Raw genomic sequence first — 18,440 nt, forward strand, 5'->3', positions numbered from 1 at the left:
GTCGGCGCGAAAAGAGCATCGTCGAATATAACTGAATGATCGGGGGCAGCGGGGTCATCTCCTTCTGCCCCCAATTCACCCCTCTTCCAGCATCAGCACTTCGCAGGTCACGACCATGCGCGGGCTGGGCACCATGCGGTGTTCGACTTCGCTCACCGTCGCATCCGCCACCAGATGGCCGGACAGCGCGAATTCGTGTTCGGGCAGGTTCGCTACGAAGCGTTCGCCCGCTTCGACCGCTTCTTCGCCCACGAAGATCAGCGTGAAGACGTGCCGCGCGCCCGCGAAGGTGATGCTGGCCCAAGAGCGTTCGGATTGGGCGATCACCTGGGCGCGATGATCCGACAGGGCCAGGATCGCGTCGCGCAGCCGGTCCGCCGATGTGCGCCGCGCGCGCTTGGCCGGTCTGGTCTTGCTGAGTTCCAGTGCCTGCGCATCAGACATAGAGCGGCTCCTCATATTCATTCATCCAGCGCGTCACGCGTTGTTCGGTCCTTCCGCGCGGCTCGCGGCCGAGGCGCAAATCGAGCACGAAGCGCGGATCGCGTGCGGCGAGGCGACCGAAGGTGGTTGGTGCCATGCGGTGGCGGCGGAGGAATTTCTCGACTTTGCGAAGCAGCATGGGTCCCTCTGTTACTGGTAGCGAGTCGGCTTGTGTTCCCGTTACGTTCCAGCTGAAATCCTACTTGTCTAGGAAAAATATTACTCTATAGGAAAAATACCACGCGGCATCGGAAAGGACCGCTCATGGACTTGCAGGACCCGCTCGACCGCTTCGAACCCGAGGAACGCTATGCACGCGCCCGCCTCGCCGGAATCGTGAAGGATCAGGGCCACACGCTGAGCGCGCTGGCCCGGCTGATCGGGCGCAATCCCGCCTATCTCCACCAATATCTGAACCGCGGCAGTCCGCGTCATCTCGATGAGCCGGACTTGCTGCGAATCGCGGAATTTCTGGGCGTCGATCGCGATACGATCGGCACGCGCACGATCGCCCAGCCGAGCCGGAACCTTGCGGGCGGGGCGCGGATCGACGGGTTCGTCAGCGTCCCGCGCCTGCCCTTGGAAGCGTCTGCGGGTCCCGGTTCCTATGGTGCCGAGGAAATTTCCTACGACAGCTTCCAATTTTCCAAGCGGTGGCTGCGCGAAATGGGGCTGGAAGGGGCGGACCTTTCCGCCATCCGCGTGGAAGGCGACAGTATGGATCCGCTCCTGAAATCGGGCGACGAGATTTTCGTCGATCGCACCCGCCGCACGGGCGAGGGCATCTTCGTCGTCCGCATCGGCGAGGCGCTTCACGTCAAGCAGGTGCAGGCGAGCGCGCCCGGCCGCATCGCGCTGGTCAGCGCCAACGAGGCCTATGCCCCGATCGATCTCGCGCGCGAGGAGGTCGAGGTGATCGGCCGCGTGGTGTGGAAGGGCGGCAGGATGTGAGGCCGGGGAGACCCCGCAGGAACTATCGGCGCCCCGCTTCGTAGCACTGGCATCGACCGCGTGGTGGGCGCGTAATTCTCTGATCTTGCAGGAGTATCGCCATGAAGACATCCCTCATCCCCGCCATCGCCGCCGCCACCATGCTTCTGGGCGGCTGTTCCGCCTATGGCGGGCTGGGCGGTCTCGGCGGCATTCTGGGCGGCGATACCTATCGCGACGATCCCTATCGCAGCGGCTCCTACGGTTACGAACCCTATCGCGGACCGGACAATTACGGCACGAATTACCGCAACGATTTCGAACGCGCGGCCTTCAACGCCTGCGGGCGCCAGGCCTCGCAATATGGCCGTGTCGCGATCGACCGGGTCGAGCAGATCGATCAAAACTCGGTTCGCGTAATCGGTCGTACCGATTCGCGCGATTCGCGCCGTGACGAATTCGGCTGCACCTTCCGCAGCGACGGAAGGATCGTCGATTTCCGCCTCGGATGATCCGGCGCTAGGGGAGCGCGGCCGATCGGCGGCGCTCCCTTTCCGATCTGGAAGATCGGTGGCGTGATGCTGAAAAAGCGCTCACAATTCTGCTCACCAATGGAAGGATCGGTATGACATCCAGCAATGCCTGGCCGCGAATCGCGTTCGACGCCTGGTCCCTGTCCTTCGATGCGATGACCGTGATCGGCCTGCGCACGATGCGGCTGGCGAGCGGTGGCGCCGTGGCGGACCGCGAAAGCGAGCGCATGGTCGCGGAGAAGATTTTCGCCCTGTGGATGCTCCCTCTGGCCATGGTCAGCCCAATGCCGACGCTCGACCCGGCGGTCGCGGCCCAGCGCAGTCTGGCGCATTTCGGCAAGACGGTGCGGTCGAACCGGCGTCGTTTGTCGCGTTGAGTTGATCGTAGGCGGCCTGGATCCGGCAGCATTGCAATGCCGGTGGCGCTGCGCCATCTCCTTGGCATGACCGAGCCGAAGACCACGCCGCCCCGCACTCCGCCGATGAAGGCGGGCATCATCCCTGTCACGCCGCTCCAGCAGAATTGCTCGCTGATCTGGTGCACCGCCACCAATAAGGGCGCGCTGGTCGATCCCGGCGGCGATCTCGACAAGGTGAAGGCGGCGCTGAAGAATTCCGGCGTGGAGCTGGAAAAGATCCTGCTTACCCACGGCCATATCGATCATTGCGGGGAAGCGGGCATTCTCGCCAAGGAGCTGGGCGTTCCCATCGAAGGCCCGCACGAGGCCGACCGGTTCTGGATCGCCCGCCTCGACGACGATGGCGCGCGCTTCGGTGTCCACGGACAGACGTTCGAGCCGGATCGCTGGCTGGAAGAGGGCGAGACGGTCACCGTCGGCGATCTCGAGCTGGAAGTGTTTCACTGCCCCGGCCACACGCCCGGCCATGTGATCTTCTACCACCGCCCGAGCAAGTTCGCGCTTGTCGGCGATGTGCTGTTCCAGGGCAGTATCGGGCGCACCGATTTCCCCATGGGCAACCATCAGGACTTGATCGACGCGATAGTCACCAAGCTCTGGCCGCTGGGCGACGATGTCACCTTCATCCCCGGCCACGGCCCGACCAGCACGTTCGGGCAGGAGCGCAAGACCAACGCCTTCGTCAGCGATGCGGCGCTGGCCTGACCGGATCAGATCACCGCGAGGGTGATGCCGACCGCGTAACCCGCCAGGAACAATTGGGTCCCGAAGGTGACGATCACGCCGATCTTGCGCAGCAAAGTGGGGCCTTCGCCATCCATCCCGATCCCGTGCGCCACGCGCGCCAACATGTAGACGCCCGCCGTGATCGACAGCCAGAGGCCGCCATTGCCCGCCAGTTCGATCGCCGCGATCAGGATCAGGACGAAGGCGGTGTTCTCGACGAAATTGAGCTGGGCGCGCATCCGCCGCGAGAGCGGTCCGCCCGCATCGTCGCCGTGAACGGTCTTGGTCGCGAGGCGTAGCTGCCCGATCCTGGCCGCGAGCCAGATATTGATGAGGGCCGCCGCCGCGGCGGATGTCAGCGTGATCGGCAGGACGATATCCATAGAACGAATTTCCCGGTTTGAGTGCGCCGCAGTGCTAGGGGGCGACGGGCGCGCTTGCAACGCGGCAAAATATCGCTATAGCGCCCGCCTTCACCGTCACGGGTCGGAAATTTCGGTCTGCCGCGCACTTGTGCGGTCCCGGACCTTCCCCTAGGGCGGCCATCAACCATTCGAATTGATTGAGGAACAGGTGCCGCCATGGCCGTCCCCAAAAGAAAAGTATCGCCCCACCGCCGCGGCAATCGCCGTTCGCACGATTCGCTCAAGGTCGAAGCACATCACGAATGCTCGAACTGTGGCGAATTGAAGCGCCCGCACAATCTGTGCCCGCATTGCGGATTCTACAACGGCCGCGAAGTCATCGCCGTCGGTCTCTGACCGTAGCTGACCGGAGTATGCCATGACTTTGCCGCGTATCGCCGTTGACGCGATGGGCGGGGATGATGGCGTGCGCGTCATGGTCGAAGGCGCTGCGTTGGCGCGGCGCGAGCACGACACTTTCAAATTCCTGCTGGTGGGCGACCAGGCGCGGATCGAAGCCGCGCTGGAAACCCATCCGAATATGCGCGGCGCGTCCGAAATCCTCCATTGCGAGGATGTGGTCGGGGGCGACGAGAAACCGTCGAGAGCGCTGCGCCGCGCCCGCACGACCAGCATGGGCCTCGCCGTCGATGCGGTGAAGCGGGGCGAGGCGGGTGCCGCCGTCAGCGCGGGCAATACCGGCGCCCTCATGGCCATGAGCAAGCTGGCGCTGCGCACCATGCCGGGGCTCGACCGGCCCGCGCTCGCGGCGCTGCTCCCCACATTGGGCGAAGACGACGTCATCATGCTCGACCTCGGCGCCAATCGCGACTGCGATGCGCGCAATCTCGTCCAGTTCGCGATCATGGGCGCGGCCTATTCGCGTATCGTCACCGGGCGCGAACGTCCGCGCGTGCGCCTGCTCAATATCGGCACCGAGGAAACCAAGGGCACCGAGGATATCCAGGAAGCCGCCAACCGGCTGCGCGCGTCCACCGGCCTGGCGATGGATTTCGAAGGCTTCGTCGAGGCCGACAAGATCAATCGTGGCCAGTGCGACGTGGTGGTGTGCGACGGGTTCTCGGGCAATATCGCCCTGAAGGCAATCGAAGGCGCGGCCCGTTTCGTTACCGATCTGCTGAAGCAGGCCTTCAGCTCCTCGATCCGCTCCAAGGTCGGCTTCCTCGTCTCGCGGCCCGCGACGGAATTGCTGAAGCACCATCTCGACCCCAACAACCACAACGGCGCGGTCTTCCTCGGCCTCAACGGCGTGGTCGTGAAAAGCCATGGCAGCGCCAACGCCAAGGGCGTGGCCAATGCGGTCAAGGTCGCCGCGCGCCTGCTCGAAGACGATATCGTCAACCGGATCGCTCACGATCTGGGCGAGGTGTCGGATATGGGGTTCGCCGCGAACGGGGCGGCGAAATGATCCGTTCGGTCCTGACCGGCACGGGGTCCGCTCTCCCGCGTCGGCTCGTCACCAATGCCGATCTGGCAGAGCGTGTCGACACTTCGGACGAATGGATCGTCGAGCGGACCGGTATTCGCCAGCGTTATCTCGCCGAACCGGACGAGACCACCAGCAGCCTCGCCACCGAAGCGGCGCGCCGCGCGCTGGAGGCTGCGGGGGTCGATGCGAGCGAGATCGGCCTGATCGTCCTCGCCACCGCCACCCCCGACCATACCTTTCCCGCCACCGCCACGCAGGTCCAGCACGCGCTCGGCTGCAAGGGCGGTGTGGCCTTCGATGTCGCGGCGGTCTGCTCGGGCTTCCTATACGCGCTCGCCACGGCCGATTCGCTCCTGCGCACCGGCATGGCCACGAAAGCGCTGGTGATCGGCGCGGAAACCTTCAGCCGCATTCTCGACTGGGAAGACCGGACCACCTGCGTCCTGTTCGGGGATGGGGCGGGCGCCGTCGTCCTCGAAGCGCAGGACGTGGCGGAGGACGGTCCCGGCATCCTCGCCAGCAAGCTCCACGCCGACGGCGAGCACAAGGAATTGCTCTATGTCGATGGCGGGCCGTCGACCACGGGCACGGTCGGAAAACTGCGGATGCGCGGGCGCGAGGTTTTCCGCCACGCCGTCGTCAACCTCGCCGAGGTTTTGAGGGAAACGATCGAGGCGGCTGGCATCGCGGTCGATCAGGTCGATTGGGTGGTGCCGCACCAGGCCAATGCCCGCATCCTCGATGCGACGGCGCGCAAGCTGGGCCTGGCCGAGGAGAAGGTGGTCGTCACCGTCGATCGCCATGCCAACACCTCCGCCGCTTCGGTCCCGCTCGCCCTCGACGTGGCGGTGCGCGACGGGCGGGTGAAGAAGGGCGATCTGGTGCTGTTCGAAGCGATGGGCGGCGGCTTCACATGGGGTGCCGCGTTGGCCCGGATGTGACCATTTCGGGACGGGGCGTCCCCATCGGTTGCAGCTTGCACGCCTGCGCTTTATAGACTTAGGTTAAGTTACACAGGGTCGCACTTGTTACGAAAGGAAGCGACATGCGTTCTGTGGGTACGCTCACACGCGCCGATCTGGCAGAAACCATCAATCGCAAGATGGGATTGAGCCGTGCGGAATCGCTGGACATGGTCGAAGCGATCCTGGCCAAGATGTGCGATGCGTTGAGTGACGGAGAAAACGTGAAGATCTCCGGCTTCGGCAGCTTCGTGCTGCGCGACAAGAAGGAACGGATCGGTCGCAATCCCAAGACGGGTGTCGAAGTTCCCATCACCTCGCGCCGGGTGCTGACCTTCCGCGCGAGCCAGCTTTTGAAGGACCGCATCGCCCAAGGGTGAATGCGATCGGGGGGAGCCGCATGGCTGAGTTCGACGCGACATTCGATGACGGCAAGGATGATGGGGCGCTGCGCACCATCGGCGAGGTCGCCCGCGCGCTCGGCATCAAGCAGCATGTCCTGCGCTATTGGGAACAGCAGTTTCCCCAGCTCCAACCCCTGAAGCGCAGCGGCAATCGCCGCTATTACCGGCCCGCCGACATCGCGCTGATCGAACGGATCGACCGTTTGGTCAATCGCGACGGCTACACGCTGAAGGGCGCCGAGGCCGCGCTTCGCGAGCCTGAGGATCGCACTGCGGGACCTTCCACCGACAATACGGTGGCACAGGATCGGGGTGCTGAAATGGCGAACATCCTGCCGCGCCTCAAGGCGATTCGCGACGATCTGAGGCGCGCGCTGGCCGCCTGATCGAGCACAGGAACCGGCCAAGAAAGCGAACGGGGGCGGGATCGCTCCCACCCCCGACACTTCGTTTCTGAACGCTTACAACCCGTCGACGCTCTTGCTGACGAGGACGTTCACTGCAACGCGTCGGTTCTGCGCCTTGCCCTGCTCGGTGTAATTGTCGGCCAGCGGGTCGGCCTCGGCCATCCCGGTCGGCGTCAGCATCCGATAGGGCTTCCAGCCGCATTGCTGTTGCAGGTAATTGACGACACGCGCCGCGCGCTTCTCGCTCAATTGCTGGTTGAAATCATAGTCGCCGGTCGAGTCGGTGTATCCGACGACGAGCAGGAGCGCGTTGTCGGTCGCGTTGGCCTGTGCGGCGGCGGCGCACAGATCGGCCTGCGCCTGACCGGACAGCTTGGCTTCCCCGGTATCGAAGAAGACGTTCGTGGTACCCTTCACATTATACTGGTCGATATCGGCGACCCGGTTGCGCAACGCATCGGTGGCGGCGGTCTGCTCGGCGAAGCCCTGCGCGGTGCCCTGGCGGATCATCGAGGCGAATTCGAGATCCTTGTTGCGGAAATCGATCGCGCTGGCGACCAGATCGCCATTCGCGGTCTGGAGCGTTTCCACGCTCACCGGCAGGCCGTTAATCAGCGCATCGGCGGCGAGCGTCTTGTTGCCGAGCCCGAGGAAACCGCCCTTGCCCTTGACCTCCGTATCCTGGTCGATCGTTACCACGGTGCTGGTGCCGTCTTCGGCGGTGATCTGGATGCGGTTGTCGCGGCGTGCGGAGATGATGCCGTCTACATCCGGCCCGGCGACCAGCGCCTCGCCATAGACGTCGACGGTTGCGGCCTGTTCCTGCGCGGAAAGCCCACCACCAAGGGGCAGGGCGATCGCGGCGGCGAAAGCGAGCGCACGCGGCGCAGCGGTGAATTTGGTCATTTCAATCTCCTCGAAATACGTAGCGCGCCAACCGGCCGCGCCCAAAAGAGAGCGGCCGGGTGCCATCGCGGCCTGTCGCCGGGATGAACGATCGTGTCGAAATTAGGGCAAGAGGGGGCGGGTGGGGCGAGTCCTGCGATCAGTCGAAGCCACCAAGCAGATCCTATTCCGCCGCCAGCAGGTCTTCCGCGCCCCCCAGATCGACGCTTACGAGGCGGCTGACGCCCTTTTCGATCATGGTCACGCCGAACAGGCGGTGCATCCGACTCATCGTCACGGCGTTGTGCGTGACGATCAGATAACGCGTGTCGGTTTCGCGCACCATCGCGTCGAGGAGGTCGCAGAAGCGGTCGATATTGGCATCGTCCAACGGCGCATCCACCTCGTCCAGCACGCAGATCGGCGCCGGATTGGTGAGGAACAGGGCAAAGATCAGCGCCACCGCCGTCAGCGCCTGTTCCCCCCCTGACAGCAGCGTCAGCGACTGAAGGCGCTTTCCGGGCGGCTGGGCGAAGATTTCGAGTCCCGCCTCGAGAACGTCCTCGCTGTCGATGAGGGCCAGATGCGCCTGGCCCCCGGCGGCGCCCGGCGCTTCGCCGGCATCGAACAGGCGCGCGAACAGGCGCTGGAAATGGCCGTTCACTTCCTCGAAGGCGGCTCGCAGCCGTTCGCGCCCTTCGCGGTTGAGGCTGCCGATGGAGCCGCGCAGGCGCGCGACCGCTTCGGCGAGTTCGGCCTGTTCCTCGGCATTCGCGCCGTGCTGGCTCTCGATCCGCGCTAGTTCGTCCGCCGCCACAAGGTTGACCGGGCCGATCCGCTCGCGGCTGGCGGTGAGGCGGTCCATCTCCTCGCTTTCGAGTTCGGCGGAGCGCAGGGAGCCTTCGGCGAAAGCGAACCGTTCGGGCAGGAGCGGAGGCGGGCATTGGAACCGCTCGCCCGATACGCGGCCCATCTCCACCCGGCGCAATTCCTGGTTCTCGGCCCGTGCCGAAAGTCCGGCGCGAGTCTCGCGCGCGGCGGCGAGGGCTTCGTTGGCGGCGGAGAAGGCCCGGTCGGCCTGTTCGCTGGCCGCTTGCGCCTCGGAGAGCGCGGCTTCCGCTTTCGTAAGCTCTTCGGAAAGCCGCGCGCGCACCGCATCGCCCTGTTCGATCTCGCGCATCAGGCCCTCGGGCTTGGCGGCGACGATCGCGCGCTCCTCGCCGATCTCTTCCAGCCGCCGTGCCATGTCCGACAGGCGCCGTGCCGCATCGCCCGAGCGCGCCTGCCAGCCCGCCATGTCGGATCGCTGGCCCGCCGTCCGCTCGCGCGCCACGGCCAGCGCCTGATCGTGCGCGGCCAGTTGCGCGGCACTGGCCTGCATCGCGGCGCGCGCGGCCTCGTTGCTATCTCGCGCAGTGTCGCGCCGCGTCCGGCCCGCTGCCGGATCGGACAGGGCGCTGCGCTTCGCCTCGCCTTCGGAAAGATCGGCGCGCGCGATGGCGAGGCGTTCGGCCTGTTCGCTCTCGGCGGTGGCGAGTTCGGCCAGCCGCGCCGCGATCCGCTCGCGCGCCGCTTCCGCCTGATCGAGCGCACGCAGGGCACCGCGTTCCGCGTCCGCCGCATCGGCCACAGCACGCTCGGCTGCGACCAGATCCCGCTGGAGCTGCGCCAGCTCCTCGCGAGTCGCAGCCTCGTCGCGTTCGGCCTCGTCGACAGCGTCCTTTAAAGGCGGAAGCGCGCCATCGAGCTCGCGAAACCGGTTCTCCGCTTCGAGCCGTGCAGCGTCCGCCGCGCCTTCGCCGCGCGCGACCAGCCCGTCCCAACGCCGCAAATGGCCTGCCATCGTGACCAGCCATTCGCCCGGTTCGAGCGATCGGCCATCGTCGCTGTCGACGACATGCACCAGCGCCAGCCGCGCGGCGAGTTCGGGCGGACAGTCCGCAACATGGTCGAGCAGGGAGTTTTCAAGGCGGCGGGGGGGCTCGCCCCCGGTCCAGTAGCGTCCTTCCTCCCCATCGGGCGATCCGAGCAGAGCCTTCGCATCGCGTCCGAGTGCCGCGGCGAGCGCGCGCTCGTAGCCCGGTTCGGCGCGGACCGCATCGATCGCGGGACCACGCCCGGACCGCTTCGCCGCCGCGCGTTGCCGCGCCTCGCGGTCGCGGGTGAGCGCCTGCCATTCGCGCTCGACCCCTGTCAGTTCGGCGCGCGCCTGCGACAGGGCGCTTGCGGCCTCGTCCCGCGCAGTCTGGAGCGCCGACTTGCTCTCCCGCATCGCTTCGAGAGCCTCGCGCGCCGATCGCAGCCGGGTAGCGGCGCTTTCGGCGGCCTCGCGCGCGTCTTCGACCTCGCTCTCTCCGTCGCGGCCCGAAAGCGCGGCGCGTTGTTCGGCCATGCGGCGTATCTCGGCCTCGATCCGGTCGAGCCGCGCGCGGGCCTGTGCGATCTCAGCTTCGACCACGCGCCATTCGGCCTCGACCCCCGCCAGTTCCGCCGTCGCATTGGCGAGCGCCAGTTCGGCGGCGCGGCTGGCGCGTTCCGCATCCTCCGCGCGCCTGACGAGGGCGGGGCGCTCTTTTTCGTCGTCTGCCAACGCCTTCTCGTTTTGGGCGAGGTCTTTCGCGAGCCGCGCCAGCGCCTCGGCGGCATCGCGCGTCAGCCGGTCGGCCTCGCCCCGATCCTCTTCCAGACGCACCTTCTGCCGGTCGAGATCGGCGAGGCGCTGTTCGGCGGTTTCGAGCTGGCTGGTGAGCGCGGCCATCCGGTGGCCGTGGGCGCTGGCATCGTCGCGCCGGTCGGCCAGTTCCTCGCGCGCCGCTGACAGTGCTTCAGCCGCCCCACGCTGCGCCTTCTGCGCCGCGTCGGCCTCCGCCTGCGCTTGGGCGACTGTCGCATCGGCGCCCTTCGCCGCGCGCTTCGCTTCGTCCGCCGCACGCGCCGCATCGCGCCAGCGCACGAAGACGAGGCGCGCTTCGGCAGTGCGGATCTGTTCGGACAATTCGCCATAGCGTTCGGCCTGGCGGGCCTGCCGCTTGAGCGAGGCGATCTGGCTGTCGAGGCCCGCCATCAGATCTTCGAGGCGCGCGAGATTGGCCTCGGTCTGCCGCAGCTTGGCTTCCGCGTCACGGCGGCGGACGTGCAGGCCCGCGATCCCCGCCGCTTCTTCCAGCATCTGGCGGCGTTCGGTCGGCTTGGCGGCGATCACTTGCGCGATCTTGCCCTGGCTGACGAGGGCGGGGCTGTGCGCGCCGGTGGCGGCATCGGCGAAGATCAGCGCGACATCCTTCGCGCGCACATCCCGCCCGTTCAGGCGATAGGCGGAGCCCGCCCCGCGCTCGATGCGGCGCATGACCTCCAGCTCGTCACCATCGGAGCGCGTGCCCGACAATACGACTTCGGCGAAATCGCGCGGGGGGCGCGTTGCGGTGCCCGCGAAGATGACGTCCTCCATCCCGCCCGACCGCATACTCTTGGGCGAGTTTTCGCCCATGACCCAGCGGATCGCTTCGAGGAGGTTCGACTTGCCGCAGCCATTGGGACCGACCACGCCGGTCAGCCCGGGCTCGATGCTCAGCGTGGCAGGCTCGACGAAGCTCTTGAAGCCGCTGAGCCTGAGCTTGCCGAGCTGCATCGAACCCGCTTAGCGCGCGCCGGCCTGTTGGAGAGCCTGTTCGACCTGAGCCCAACTATTGCCGTCTATTTTCCGGCCATTGATGAAAAACGTGGGTGTCCCCGTCACGTCCAACTGCTGCGATTGCGTGTCGGACCGTTCGGCGATGGCTTCCATGGCGGGGAAATCGGCGAGACAGGTGCGCGCCTGATCTTCGCTGAGGCCGCGCGCGGCGAAGAAATCGTAGAAGCCTGCGACCTGCGCCGCCTGGACGAAGCGCTGGTCTTCCGGAAGCGAGAGCGCCTGGCCGAACTGTTCCTGGCGTTCGAACACCGGGCTCAGCACTTCCTGAAGATTCTTCCACACCTGATCGGACAGGGGATGATAGGTTTCGGGCGCGCCGCAGCGGACCATCTGGGCGAGCACGAGATCGTGCGGCCCGTGAATCTGGTTGCGCAATTCGTAGCTGACCTTGCCGGTGGCGACATAGTCTTCCTTCAGCTGGTCCGCCCCGTTCGCGGCGAAGGCGGCGCAGGCGGGGCAGGTCAGTGAAGCGTATTCGAGCAGCTTGATCGGCGCATCGGGATTGCCGAGCAGATATCCGTCGGAATCGGTTACCTGGACCGTGTCTGTCCAGGTGGTGCCGGCGGGCGCTTCGACCGCCGCGACCGGCTGTCCCGAAACCGCGCCCTCGCCCGCTTCGTCGGTAGAGCCGCAGGCAGCCAGTGCCAGTGCGAGCGGGGCGGACAGGGCGGCTAAAGAGAGAGAGCGGATACGGGTCATGACAGGTCCATAGACAAGGGATTTCTATCGGGCTGGGCGCCTTGCAGCCGCCTTAGCCCGCTACAGTCGCAAGGGAAAGGGGCGCGCCCTCAGCGTTGCTTGTCGAGCACCGGGCGCAGCGCGGCCCAATTGTGCACCCCGTCCAGCAGCGCGCCGTTCATCACGAAGCTGGGCGTGCCGGTGAGGCCGTATTTCTCGACATCGGCCTGGCTCGCTTCGGCCAGCGCGTTCGCCTTGGCCTCGTCGATGAGGCATTTGTCGAGCTGGGCGCGGGTGTAGCCGCGGTTTTCCATCAGTTCGTAGAAGCCGAGATCGCTGGCGATCGCCTGCCGCCGCGCCCCGTTCGATCCGAATTGCCAGCGCGCCTGCTGCGCCCGCGTCGTCTTGCGGCCCTTCTCGAACCAGTCTTCCTGGCTGAGGATGATGGCGTTGTGATTGCCCATGAATTTCTTCGGATCGCCGCATTGCGTGAGCAGGGCGGCGGTCAGATCGAAGGGATCGCGCAGCAGATGGCGGATTTCGTAGCTGACATCGCCCTTGGGAAGGTAAGCGAGCTTGATTGCGGCATCGCCCTCGCGCGCGAAATCGGCGCAGTGCGAGCAGGTATAGCTCATGAATTCGACCAGCTTGGTCTTCGCCTTGGGATTGCCGACCTTGTGCCCGTTATCGCTGGCGACCACGGTGGTGGACCAGTTCTGCGCCAGCGCGACCGCGCCCGTGCCAAGAAGCGCCAGCGCGGCCATCGAAGCTGTAAGCCGGGCTGCCAGTTTCGAGCCGCGAACCTGCATCGTCATGTCTCGTATCATCCTGTTCAATCGCCGAAGCTGCGTGCCAGCGATTCGAGCACCGTGCGCAGTTCCGGGTCGCCGATATCGCGCAGACTGTCGCCCAGTTCCATCGGAATGGGCTTGAGCGAGGGCGGCGCTTTCGGCCTGGTCGATGGATTGGCCATGTCCTCGGGCGGCTTAACCGTACCTTGCCGAATCTTCACCCGCGCCACCGCGCGGTAGCCGAAAAAGGTGTTCACCCGCTCCATGATCTCGGGGATCACGTGCTGGATCAGCGGGGCATGGGCGGGCGTGACGACGAGCTGGAGGATGCCTTCCGACTTCTCGCCCGGCGGGAAACGGATCGATTCGGGAGCGCATACGCGCGCATGGGTCTCGCCCACGATTTCGGGCCAGCGCGTCACGACGGAGGACTGGACGAAGCCGAAGCGCCGGAACGCGGTGCGCCCGATCTGCGGCATGAGGTCGGACACGGCGCGGGCCGGTCCGCCGCGCGGGCGGTGATATTCGCGAATTTTTTTTCGGCCTACCGCTTCGCTGCCTGAGGCCGTGGATTTCCCGCGCGACTTCGGTGTCGCTGCTTTGCCTGGAGGAGTGTCGTCGCTTTTCATCGTCGCGGCGCCTATGCCATAGGAACGGCGTGACCTCCAGCGCGACCACCATCTTCGCCGCCCATCTTCTGGCGTGGTACGACCGGCATGGGCGCGAGTTGCCGTGGCGCGCGCCGCCCGGCCAACCGCCGACCGATCCCTATCGCGTGTGGCTGTCGGAAGTGATGCTCCAGCAGACGACCGTGGCGGCGGTAAAGCCGTATTTCCGCGCCTTCACCGAACGCTGGCCCAGCGTCGAGGCGCTCGCCGCGGCGCCGGAAGAGGAGGTGATGGCAGCCTGGGCGGGGCTGGGCTATTATTCGCGGGCGCGCAATCTCGTGAAGGCGGCGCGCGCCGTGGCGGAGCGGGGCGGGTTCCCCGATACCGAAGCCGCCTTGCGCGAATTGCCGGGGCTGGGTGCCTATACCGCGGCGGCGGTCGCGGCGATCGCATTCGGTCGCCGCGCGGTGGTGGTGGATGCGAATGTGGAACGCGTGGTCGCGCGCCTGTTCGCGATTTCGGAACCGCTTCCCGCTGCGCGCAAACCCATTCGCGCAAAAACCGATGCGATCACGCCCGAGGAACGCGCGGGCGATTTCGCGCAGGCGATGATGGATCTGGGCGCGACGATCTGCACCACTCGCGATCCCAAATGCCTGCTTTGCCCCCTGGCGGGCGATTGCGCGGGAAGGATGGCGGGCGACCCCACACGCTTTCCCGTCAAGCCGCCGAAAAAACCCAAGCCGCTGCGCAAGGGGATGGCATGGTGGATCGAGCGCGAGGGCCCGGAGGGCGCCGTCGTCTGGTTGGTACGCAGGCCGGGCAAGGGGATGCTCGGCGGGATGCGCGGTCTGCCCGATGACGGATGGTCCGCGCGCGGCGACGGAATCGGCGGCGAGCGCGGCGAACCGCTCGGCCTCGTGCGCCATGGCTTCACGCATTTCGACCTCGAATTGTCGGTCATGCGCGGTTCGGCACCGCTCGGCGAGGGCGAGTGGTGGCGGATCGACCGGTTGGACGAGGCCGGGCTGCCCACCCTCTATGCGAAGGCCGCGCGGCTCGCCGCCGGATGATTTCGCGTCAGATGATACCTCCGCCCAGCGACAGGCGGATCACTGCGACGAGCAGGACGATCAGGCAGAAATTGCGGCCCGAACGCTTGGAGGACAATTGTCCCACCACGATGCCGGCCACGATCAGCGGCAGGGCGAACCAATTGCCCCAGCCGAGCAGGGGAATGGTCGAGGGGATCACGATCACCAGCGAGAGCAGGCCAAGGATGAAGGAGACGATGTTCAGCATGTGTCCCAGATAGGTAATACGGCTCGTCACGCAAGAGCGGATTGTTCGCCTTCGAACGGGTTGCAATCCGCAATCCATCGTTCACAGTGAGCGCGACAAGGGCGATCGGCCCGCAATGATTTCAGAGAGGATTTCCCCGTGGCCTATCGCGATTTCGACACCGGTTTTTCCCGCCGCGCCCTCTTGCGCGGGGGTGCCTTCCTTGGGGCCGGAGCCGCCCTTTCCGGCCCGGCTGCGCTGTTCGCGCAGGCGTCGAACGCGTCGCGCGTCGCGTGGCCCTCTGTCGCCGCGATGGCGGACAAATATGTCGACGAGCGCAAGGTCGCCAACATCGTCGCGACGCTGGGCTGGGGCCAGCAGGCGCCGACCACCATCGCGAAAGGCACGCTCGCCATCGGGCAGCCTCAGCGTGCGGATATCGATTCGCTCTATCGCATCTATTCGATGACCAAGCCGATCACCGGCATGGCGGCGATGATGCTGATCGATGAGGGAAAGCTCGGCCTCGACCAGCCGCTTGCGGAGATACTGCCCCAATTCGCCGATATGCGCGTGCAGCGCACCTATGACGGATCGCTCACCGATACCGTGCCTGCCGAACGTCCGATCACTATCCGCCAATTGCTGACCCATACGGCGGGGCTGGGCTACAATATCGTCCAGAAGGGGCCGATCGCGCAGGCTTATGTCGAGCGCGGCGTGGTGCCGGGCCAGGTCAGCCGCCTGCCGATCCCGGGCCTCGGGCGCGCGACGGCGGTCAAGGGCCTCGCCAATTTCGCGGACCGGCTGGCCGAATTGCCACTCGTCCTCCAGCCGGGATCGAAATGGAGCTATTCGGTCGGGCTCGACCTGATGGGCCGGGTGATCGAGGTGGCGAGCGGGATGCCGTTCGACCGCTTCCTCGATGAACGCATCTTCCAGCCTACCGGCATGACCAGCACCTGGTTCCGCGTGCCGCAGAGCGAGATCGGGCGCTTCACCACCAATTACGGCATCGTCAACGGCGTCCCCATTCCGATCGATCCGGCGCGCGCGTCCATCTATCTCGACGAGCCGTCTTTCCCCTTCGGCGGCGCCGGGCTGGTGTCGAGCCCGCGCGATTACGACCGCTTCCTGCGGATGCTGCTCGGCTATGGCGTGATCGACGGAAAGCGTGTGATGGGCGAGTTGGCGGTCCGTGTCGGCACGTCCAACATCCTGCCCGCAACCGCCAAGACCGAGGGCACCTGGGTCGAGGGTCAGGGTTATGGCGCGGGCGGGCGCGTGACCGGCGGCTCCTACGGATGGGGCGGCGCGGCGGGCACGGTCGCTTTCGTCAATTACGATGCCGGTCTGCGGGCGGCCCTGTTCACCCAATACATGCCGTCCGAAGCCTATCCGATCCACGAAGGCTTTCCCGCTGCGGTGGCGAAGGATCTGGCGGCGATGCAAAAACGATGAAGGCACCGCTTGCCTTCACCGGATCGCGGATCGACCGCGCCGACCATGTCCGCGCCGATCCCGAGCGGTTGGCAAGTATGATGGGCTGGCGGGCGCGATTGCTTGCGCTCGATGGCCTGATGCCGGGCATGGACGAAGCGGGCGCGCTCGCCTGGACCAGCCTGGCCGATGCGCCGCAGGATGCGGAACTGGTCTTTCTCGGCCTCGATGGAGACCGGCCCTGCTTCGCCTGTGTGCCCCCGCAGGGTGACAGCGCCCCGCGCATGGCCAATCCGGCCCTCTGGGCGGCGATGGCGGCGCTCTCGCCGGGCGATCTGGCCGTTTATGGCGGCGCGCGCAGTCTGGTCGACTGGCACGCGCGGCACCGCTTCTGCGCCCAGTGCGGCGGCGCGACGGAAATCGCCAAGGGCGGATGGCAGAGAAATTGCACGCAATGCGGCGCGCAGCATTTCCCGCGCACCGATCCGGTCACGATCATGCTGGTCGAACATGAAGACCGCCTGATGCTCGGTCGCGGGCTCGGCTGGGGCGAGGGGCGCTTTTCCGCGCTCGCCGGTTTCGTGGAGCCGGGCGAGAGTATCGAGGAAGCGGTCGCGCGCGAGGTACTGGAGGAAAGCGGCGTTACGGTGCGCGATGTCAGCTATGTCGCCAGCCAGCCCTGGCCGTTCCCGAGCCAGCTGATGATCGGCTGCCACGCCCTTGCCGACGACGATACGGTCACGATGGACGAGACCGAATTGGCCGAACTGCGCTGGTTCACGCGTGACGAGGTCAAAGCGGCGCTTGTCGGCGGGCCCGATGCCCCCTTCGCGAAGCCTCCGCGCGAGGCGATCGCGACACATCTGCTGACCTGGTGGAGCGCAAAATGACCGACCCCCGCAAACTGACCATCGATATCTGGTCCGACGTGATGTGCCCTTGGTGCCTCGTCGGCTGGGGCAATCTCAGACAGGCGCTCGACGAACTCGATGTGGAGATCGCGGCGGAATTGCGCTGGCACGCGTTCGAGCTCAATCCCGATATGGCGCCTGAGGGCGAGGAGCGCACCGCGCATATCGCGCGCAAATACGGCCGCACGCTGGAACAGTCGCGCGGGGTGCAGGGCCAGATGCGCGAGGCGGCGGAACGGGCAGGCGTGTCGCTCGATTACGAAGGCGAAGAGCCCGCACCGGAAGCGATGATGTGGAACACCTTCGCCGCTCACAAGCTCCTAGTCTGGGCGGGCGACACGCATGGCTATGCGCGCCAGACCGATCTCAAGCTCGCCCTGTTTCACGCGCATTTCAACGCGCGTCGTCCGATCGGGGAGCGCGCGGTTTTGCTCGACATCGCGCAAGAGACCGGTTTCGACCGGGCGGAGGCCGAAGTCGCCCTCGACAGTTCGGAATGGGCGCACAAGGTCCGCGCCGAGGAGCGCGCGGCCTACGATCTCAACATTACCGGCGTGCCCGCCATGGTGGTCGAGAACGCCTTCATGATCCCCGGCGCGCAATCCCCACAGGTCTACGCCGATGCGTTGCGGCGGGTGGCCGAGAAATTGCCCGCCTGAACGCGAAACGCCCCGCCGGGCGAGGGCGGGGCGTTATTATCGCGATCGGGATGAAGATCAGCTGTTGCGCTCATCCTGAATGGCGGCGCGGGTCTTCGGACCCTTCTGCGCGTCCTGCGCCGGATTGTCCGATCCGACTTCCGGCTCGCGATTGGCTGGGTCGGTCGCGCCGTTCAACTCGGCGCGCTTGCCAACCTGGCGATTGACCTCGCCGCCGGAAGAGCTGGATTGCGACGGCGTCGCGCCTTCGGTGATCTCGTCGATCAATTCGTTGTCGGGATGCAGGGACTGGCGTTCGGGCATTCGAATTCTCCTTTTCCTTTCAACGGGTAAGGGAGCGGTCCCGTTCCGACTTAAATCAGACCGAGCCTCTGCAATTTCGTCGCGATCCTGCCGGGGATGACATCGCCGACCTCTTCGCCCTCGGCCAGATCGCGGGGCGGTTCGCCCTTCAGGTAACGCCAGCCCTGATGCGCGCGCTTGGGCTTGGGGAGAACCGGGATCAGCCGGGGTTCGAGGTCGATGAACCAGCGACCGTTATCCTGTTCGGTGAAGCCGATGATCGGGCTGCGCGCGACCAGATTGTGCTCGTGAATCCAGAACAGCGACCCGCCGATGCATTCCTCCCACCGCGTCGGGCGATAGCGGGTGTTGACGCTCATGCGCGGGCGATTGGCGAACCAGCTTTCGATATCGGCATAGCTTTTCGCGCCAAAGGCGATCTTGGTCAGATTGAGCGGCATCGGCTCCGATATGGGTGTGGGGCGGAGGGACTCAA

Annotated in this window: 24 protein-coding genes; 13 read left to right on the top strand and 11 right to left on the bottom strand. The window is 66.2% G+C overall.

Annotation, left to right across the window (positions count from 1 at the left end):
- Positions 1-75: 75 nt before the first annotated feature.
- Entirely contained in the window at positions 76-444 is a 369-nt protein-coding gene (locus tag GRI47_RS02465) for a hypothetical protein (protein ID WP_237452593.1), read from the bottom strand.
- On the bottom strand, positions 437-622 hold the full coding sequence (locus tag GRI47_RS02470) for a hypothetical protein (RefSeq protein ID WP_160659797.1): 186 nt from the start codon (positions 620-622) through the stop codon (positions 437-439). The genes GRI47_RS02465 and GRI47_RS02470 overlap by 8 nt, the downstream gene beginning before the upstream one ends.
- Before the next feature lie 125 nt (positions 623-747).
- On the opposite strand from GRI47_RS02470, the gene GRI47_RS02475 reads away from it, so the two are divergent.
- The 4 genes from GRI47_RS02475 to GRI47_RS02490 all read left to right on the top strand — a co-directional run bounded on the left by GRI47_RS02475 (position 748) and on the right by GRI47_RS02490 (position 3,070).
- The gene (locus GRI47_RS02475) at positions 748-1,434 is read left to right on the top strand and encodes a S24 family peptidase (protein ID WP_160659798.1); all 687 of its coding nucleotides are present in this window, start codon (positions 748-750) and stop codon (positions 1,432-1,434) included.
- 101 nt (positions 1,435-1,535) lie between these two features.
- The gene (locus tag GRI47_RS02480) at positions 1,536-1,925 is read left to right on the top strand and encodes a hypothetical protein (RefSeq protein ID WP_237452594.1); all 390 of its coding nucleotides are present in this window, start codon (positions 1,536-1,538) and stop codon (positions 1,923-1,925) included.
- 113 nt (positions 1,926-2,038) lie between these two features.
- Complete coding sequence (locus GRI47_RS02485; protein ID WP_160659799.1) at positions 2,039-2,323, top strand: hypothetical protein; 285 nt, start codon at positions 2,039-2,041, stop codon at positions 2,321-2,323.
- Between the two features lie 105 nt (positions 2,324-2,428).
- Positions 2,429-3,070 (top strand): MBL fold metallo-hydrolase, encoded by a 642-nt coding sequence (locus GRI47_RS02490; RefSeq protein ID WP_067678588.1) that lies wholly within the window; start codon positions 2,429-2,431, stop codon positions 3,068-3,070.
- 5 nt (positions 3,071-3,075) lie between these two features.
- Here GRI47_RS02490 and GRI47_RS02495 read toward each other — a convergent pair whose 3' ends face one another.
- Positions 3,076-3,474 carry an MAPEG family protein gene (locus tag GRI47_RS02495; RefSeq protein WP_160659800.1) on the bottom strand — a complete coding sequence of 133 codons (399 nt, stop codon included), beginning with the start codon at positions 3,472-3,474 and terminating at the stop codon, positions 3,076-3,078.
- Positions 3,475-3,672: 198 nt separating this feature from the next.
- Between GRI47_RS02495 and rpmF the strand changes: the two genes are divergently transcribed.
- The 5 genes from rpmF to GRI47_RS02520 all read left to right on the top strand — a co-directional run bounded on the left by rpmF (position 3,673) and on the right by GRI47_RS02520 (position 6,697).
- Positions 3,673-3,852: a 50S ribosomal protein L32 gene (gene rpmF, locus GRI47_RS02500; RefSeq protein ID WP_067678449.1), complete on the top strand. Its 180-nt coding sequence runs from the start codon at positions 3,673-3,675 to the stop codon at positions 3,850-3,852.
- A gap of 22 nt (positions 3,853-3,874) precedes the next feature.
- Positions 3,875-4,924, top strand: coding sequence for a phosphate acyltransferase PlsX (gene plsX / locus GRI47_RS02505; RefSeq protein WP_160659801.1), 1,050 nt, complete (start codon positions 3,875-3,877; stop codon positions 4,922-4,924).
- Positions 4,921-5,886 carry a beta-ketoacyl-ACP synthase III gene (locus GRI47_RS02510; RefSeq protein ID WP_160659802.1) on the top strand — a complete coding sequence of 322 codons (966 nt, stop codon included), beginning with the start codon at positions 4,921-4,923 and terminating at the stop codon, positions 5,884-5,886. Before plsX ends, GRI47_RS02510 begins: the two co-directional genes overlap by 4 nt.
- A 104-nt stretch (positions 5,887-5,990) precedes the next feature.
- A complete protein-coding gene (locus tag GRI47_RS02515) occupies positions 5,991-6,287 on the top strand; it encodes an integration host factor subunit alpha (protein ID WP_160659803.1) in 297 nt (98 codons plus the stop codon).
- A 20-nt stretch (positions 6,288-6,307) separates the two neighbouring features.
- Positions 6,308-6,697, top strand: coding sequence for a MerR family transcriptional regulator (locus GRI47_RS02520; protein ID WP_160659804.1), 390 nt, complete (start codon positions 6,308-6,310; stop codon positions 6,695-6,697).
- Between the two features lie 75 nt (positions 6,698-6,772).
- On the opposite strand, the gene GRI47_RS02525 is transcribed toward GRI47_RS02520, so the two are convergent.
- The 5 genes from GRI47_RS02525 to GRI47_RS02545 form a co-directional block, all read right to left on the bottom strand.
- Positions 6,773-7,624, bottom strand: coding sequence for an OmpA family protein (locus GRI47_RS02525; RefSeq protein WP_160659805.1), 852 nt, complete (start codon positions 7,622-7,624; stop codon positions 6,773-6,775).
- A gap of 163 nt (positions 7,625-7,787) precedes the next feature.
- The gene (locus GRI47_RS02530; RefSeq protein ID WP_160659806.1) at positions 7,788-11,231 is read right to left on the bottom strand and encodes an AAA family ATPase; all 3,444 of its coding nucleotides are present in this window, start codon (positions 11,229-11,231) and stop codon (positions 7,788-7,790) included.
- 9 nt (positions 11,232-11,240) lie between these two features.
- Positions 11,241-11,993, bottom strand: a complete 753-nt coding sequence (locus GRI47_RS02535; protein WP_160659807.1) for a DsbA family protein — start codon at positions 11,991-11,993, stop codon at positions 11,241-11,243.
- 89 nt (positions 11,994-12,082) lie between these two features.
- On the bottom strand, positions 12,083-12,787 hold the full coding sequence (locus GRI47_RS02540) for a DsbA family protein (protein WP_160659808.1): 705 nt from the start codon (positions 12,785-12,787) through the stop codon (positions 12,083-12,085).
- Positions 12,788-12,804: 17 nt separating this feature from the next.
- Complete coding sequence (locus GRI47_RS02545; RefSeq protein ID WP_160659809.1) at positions 12,805-13,392, bottom strand: DUF721 domain-containing protein; 588 nt, start codon at positions 13,390-13,392, stop codon at positions 12,805-12,807.
- A 29-nt stretch (positions 13,393-13,421) separates the two neighbouring features.
- Between GRI47_RS02545 and GRI47_RS02550 the strand changes: the two genes are divergently transcribed.
- Positions 13,422-14,444: an NUDIX domain-containing protein gene (locus tag GRI47_RS02550; protein ID WP_160659810.1), complete on the top strand. Its 1,023-nt coding sequence runs from the start codon at positions 13,422-13,424 to the stop codon at positions 14,442-14,444.
- Positions 14,445-14,451: 7 nt separating this feature from the next.
- On the opposite strand, the gene GRI47_RS02555 is transcribed toward GRI47_RS02550, so the two are convergent.
- Positions 14,452-14,703 (bottom strand): hypothetical protein, encoded by a 252-nt coding sequence (locus GRI47_RS02555; RefSeq protein ID WP_419956979.1) that lies wholly within the window; start codon positions 14,701-14,703, stop codon positions 14,452-14,454.
- A 108-nt stretch (positions 14,704-14,811) separates the two neighbouring features.
- On the opposite strand from GRI47_RS02555, the gene GRI47_RS02560 reads away from it, so the two are divergent.
- Genes GRI47_RS02560 through GRI47_RS02570 form a run of 3 tightly spaced genes read left to right on the top strand, consistent with a single transcriptional unit; the run spans position 14,812 to position 17,662 of the window.
- Entirely contained in the window at positions 14,812-16,113 is a 1,302-nt protein-coding gene (locus GRI47_RS02560; RefSeq protein ID WP_160659811.1) for a serine hydrolase, read from the top strand.
- Positions 16,110-16,982 carry an NAD(+) diphosphatase gene (nudC, locus tag GRI47_RS02565; protein WP_237452595.1) on the top strand — a complete coding sequence of 291 codons (873 nt, stop codon included), beginning with the start codon at positions 16,110-16,112 and terminating at the stop codon, positions 16,980-16,982. Before GRI47_RS02560 ends, nudC begins: the two co-directional genes overlap by 4 nt.
- Complete coding sequence (locus GRI47_RS02570; RefSeq protein WP_160659812.1) at positions 16,979-17,662, top strand: DsbA family oxidoreductase; 684 nt, start codon at positions 16,979-16,981, stop codon at positions 17,660-17,662. Before nudC ends, GRI47_RS02570 begins: the two co-directional genes overlap by 4 nt.
- A 57-nt stretch (positions 17,663-17,719) precedes the next feature.
- Here the strand turns inward: GRI47_RS02570 and GRI47_RS02575 are convergent, their stop codons facing one another.
- Complete coding sequence (locus GRI47_RS02575) at positions 17,720-17,965, bottom strand: hypothetical protein (RefSeq protein WP_160659813.1); 246 nt, start codon at positions 17,963-17,965, stop codon at positions 17,720-17,722.
- A gap of 50 nt (positions 17,966-18,015) precedes the next feature.
- Positions 18,016-18,405 (bottom strand): DUF1489 family protein, encoded by a 390-nt coding sequence (locus GRI47_RS02580; protein ID WP_160659814.1) that lies wholly within the window; start codon positions 18,403-18,405, stop codon positions 18,016-18,018.
- Positions 18,406-18,440 lie beyond the last annotated feature (35 nt).

It is taken from the genome of Qipengyuania pelagi, assembly GCF_009827295.1.
GTDB classification, from domain to species: domain Bacteria; phylum Pseudomonadota; class Alphaproteobacteria; order Sphingomonadales; family Sphingomonadaceae; genus Qipengyuania; species Qipengyuania pelagi.

Excerpts from the sequence above, each read along its gene's own strand:
- GRI47_RS02485 (WP_160659799.1), top strand. The coding sequence starts at position 2,039 with ATGACATCCAGCAATGCCTGGCCGCGAATCGCGTTCGACGCCTGGTCC.
- GRI47_RS02480 (WP_237452594.1), top strand. The coding sequence starts at position 1,536 with ATGAAGACATCCCTCATCCCCGCCATCGCCGCCGCCACCATGCTTCTG.
- GRI47_RS02525 (WP_160659805.1), bottom strand. The coding sequence starts at position 7,624 with ATGACCAAATTCACCGCTGCGCCGCGTGCGCTCGCTTTCGCCGCCGCG.
- GRI47_RS02540 (WP_160659808.1), bottom strand. The coding sequence starts at position 12,787 with ATGACGATGCAGGTTCGCGGCTCGAAACTGGCAGCCCGGCTTACAGCT.
- GRI47_RS02520 (WP_160659804.1), top strand. The coding sequence starts at position 6,308 with ATGGCTGAGTTCGACGCGACATTCGATGACGGCAAGGATGATGGGGCG.
- GRI47_RS02465 (WP_237452593.1), bottom strand. The coding sequence starts at position 444 with ATGTCTGATGCGCAGGCACTGGAACTCAGCAAGACCAGACCGGCCAAG.
- rpmF (WP_067678449.1), top strand. The coding sequence starts at position 3,673 with ATGGCCGTCCCCAAAAGAAAAGTATCGCCCCACCGCCGCGGCAATCGC.
- GRI47_RS02575 (WP_160659813.1), bottom strand. The coding sequence starts at position 17,965 with ATGCCCGAACGCCAGTCCCTGCATCCCGACAACGAATTGATCGACGAG.
- GRI47_RS02570 (WP_160659812.1), top strand. The coding sequence starts at position 16,979 with ATGACCGACCCCCGCAAACTGACCATCGATATCTGGTCCGACGTGATG.
- GRI47_RS02475 (WP_160659798.1), top strand. The coding sequence starts at position 748 with ATGGACTTGCAGGACCCGCTCGACCGCTTCGAACCCGAGGAACGCTAT.
- GRI47_RS02490 (WP_067678588.1), top strand. The coding sequence starts at position 2,429 with ATGAAGGCGGGCATCATCCCTGTCACGCCGCTCCAGCAGAATTGCTCG.
- GRI47_RS02510 (WP_160659802.1), top strand. The coding sequence starts at position 4,921 with ATGATCCGTTCGGTCCTGACCGGCACGGGGTCCGCTCTCCCGCGTCGG.
- GRI47_RS02580 (WP_160659814.1), bottom strand. The coding sequence starts at position 18,405 with ATGCCGCTCAATCTGACCAAGATCGCCTTTGGCGCGAAAAGCTATGCC.
- GRI47_RS02470 (WP_160659797.1), bottom strand. The coding sequence starts at position 622 with ATGCTGCTTCGCAAAGTCGAGAAATTCCTCCGCCGCCACCGCATGGCA.
- GRI47_RS02545 (WP_160659809.1), bottom strand. The coding sequence starts at position 13,392 with ATGAAAAGCGACGACACTCCTCCAGGCAAAGCAGCGACACCGAAGTCG.
- nudC (WP_237452595.1), top strand. The coding sequence starts at position 16,110 with ATGAAGGCACCGCTTGCCTTCACCGGATCGCGGATCGACCGCGCCGAC.
- GRI47_RS02535 (WP_160659807.1), bottom strand. The coding sequence starts at position 11,993 with ATGACCCGTATCCGCTCTCTCTCTTTAGCCGCCCTGTCCGCCCCGCTC.
- GRI47_RS02495 (WP_160659800.1), bottom strand. The coding sequence starts at position 3,474 with ATGGATATCGTCCTGCCGATCACGCTGACATCCGCCGCGGCGGCGGCC.
- GRI47_RS02530 (WP_160659806.1), bottom strand. The coding sequence starts at position 11,231 with ATGCAGCTCGGCAAGCTCAGGCTCAGCGGCTTCAAGAGCTTCGTCGAG.
- plsX (WP_160659801.1), top strand. The coding sequence starts at position 3,875 with ATGACTTTGCCGCGTATCGCCGTTGACGCGATGGGCGGGGATGATGGC.
- GRI47_RS02515 (WP_160659803.1), top strand. The coding sequence starts at position 5,991 with ATGCGTTCTGTGGGTACGCTCACACGCGCCGATCTGGCAGAAACCATC.